Source organism: Limosilactobacillus ingluviei DSM 15946, from assembly GCF_001435775.1.
In the GTDB taxonomy this organism is placed as follows: domain Bacteria; phylum Bacillota; class Bacilli; order Lactobacillales; family Lactobacillaceae; genus Limosilactobacillus; species Limosilactobacillus ingluviei.
Map to the genome: position 1 here is coordinate 1 of NZ_AZFK01000041.1, position 1,771 is coordinate 1,771.

Sequence of the window (1,771 nt, forward strand, 5' to 3'; positions counted from 1 at the left end):
AGAGGTAAACCCCTCAAAACTGAACAAAGTTTCAACAACGTGTAGGTTTCCGATTAATTCCTTAGAAAGGAGGTGATCCAGCCGCAGGTTCTCCTACGGCTACCTTGTTACGACTTCACCCCAGTCATCTGCCCTGCCTTAGGCGGCTGGCTCCAAAAGGTTACCCCACCGACTTTGGGCATTGCAAACTCCCATGGTGTGACGGGCGGTGTGTACAAGGCCCGGGAACGTATTCACCGCGGCATGCTGATCCGCGATTACTAGCGATTCCGACTTCGTGCAGTCGAGTTGCAGACTGCAGTCCGAACTGAGAACGGTTTTAAGAGATTAGCTTGCCCTCGCGAGTTCGCGACTCGTTGTACCGTCCATTGTAGCACGTGTGTAGCCCAGGTCATAAGGGGCATGATGATCTGACGTCGTCCCCACCTTCCTCCGGTTTGTCACCGGCAGTCTCACTAGAGTGCCCAACTGAATGCTGGCAACTAGTAACAAGGGTTGCGCTCGTTGCGGGACTTAACCCAACATCTCACGACACGAGCTGACGACGACCATGCACCACCTGTCATTGCGTCCCCGAAGGGAACTCCCTATCTCTAGGGTTGGCGCAAGATGTCAAGACCTGGTAAGGTTCTTCGCGTAGCTTCGAATTAAACCACATGCTCCACCGCTTGTGCGGGCCCCCGTCAATTCCTTTGAGTTTCAACCTTGCGGTCGTACTCCCCAGGCGGAGTGCTTAATGCGTTAGCTCCGGCACTGAAGGGCGGAAACCCTCCAACACCTAGCACTCATCGTTTACGGCATGGACTACCAGGGTATCTAATCCTGTTCGCTACCCATGCTTTCGAGCCTCAGCGTCAGTTACAGACCAGGCAGCCGCCTTCGCCACTGGTGTTCTTCCATATATCTACGCATTCCACCGCTACACATGGAGTTCCACTGCCCTCTTCTGCACTCAAGTCATCCAGTTTCCGATGCACTTCTTCGGTTAAGCCGAAGGCTTTCACATCAGACTTAGAAAACCGCCTGCGCTCGCTTTACGCCCAATAAATCCGGATAACGCTTGCCACCTACGTATTACCGCGGCTGCTGGCACGTAGTTAGCCGTGACTTTCTGGTTGAATACCGTCAATACAAGAACAGTTACTCTCTTGCACATTCTTCTTCAACAACAGAGCTTTACGAGCCGAAACCCTTCTTCACTCACGCGGTGTTGCTCCATCAGGCTTGCGCCCATTGTGGAAGATTCCCTACTGCTGCCTCCCGTAGGAGTATGGGCCGTGTCTCAGTCCCATTGTGGCCGATCAGTCTCTCAACTCGGCTACGCATCATCGCCTTGGTAGGCCGTTACCCCACCAACAAGCTAATGCGCCGCAGGCCCATCCCGAAGTGATAGCCGAAACCATCTTTTAAGCTTTGACCAGGCGGTCAAAGTTGTTATGCGGTATTAGCACTTGTTTCCAAATGTTGTCCCCCGCTTCGGGGCAGGTTGCCTACGTGTTACTCACCCGTCCGCCACTCGTTGGGAAACCAACGTCAATCCTGTGCAAGCACAATCAATCAGTTGGGCCAACGCGTTCGACTTGCATGTATTAGGCACACCGCCGGCGTTCATCCTGAGCCAGGATCAAACTCTCATATAAAATAAGAACTTGAGTAGCTCTCAAAAATAAATTAAGCGAATTGACTTCGCAAATGTTATTGCCTTAATCAATGATTAAGGACCCTACACATTTGATTCGTCGAAACTTTATTCAGTTTTCAAAGGTCTACC

At 51.8% G+C, this 1,771-nt stretch carries 1 rRNA gene; it reads right to left on the minus strand.

Annotation, left to right across the window (positions count from 1 at the left end):
- Nucleotides 1-65: 65 nt before the first annotated feature.
- Nucleotides 66-1,640: ribosomal RNA gene (locus tag FC43_RS05545) — 16S ribosomal RNA — on the minus strand.
- Between the last annotated feature and the right edge of the window lie 131 nt (nucleotides 1,641-1,771).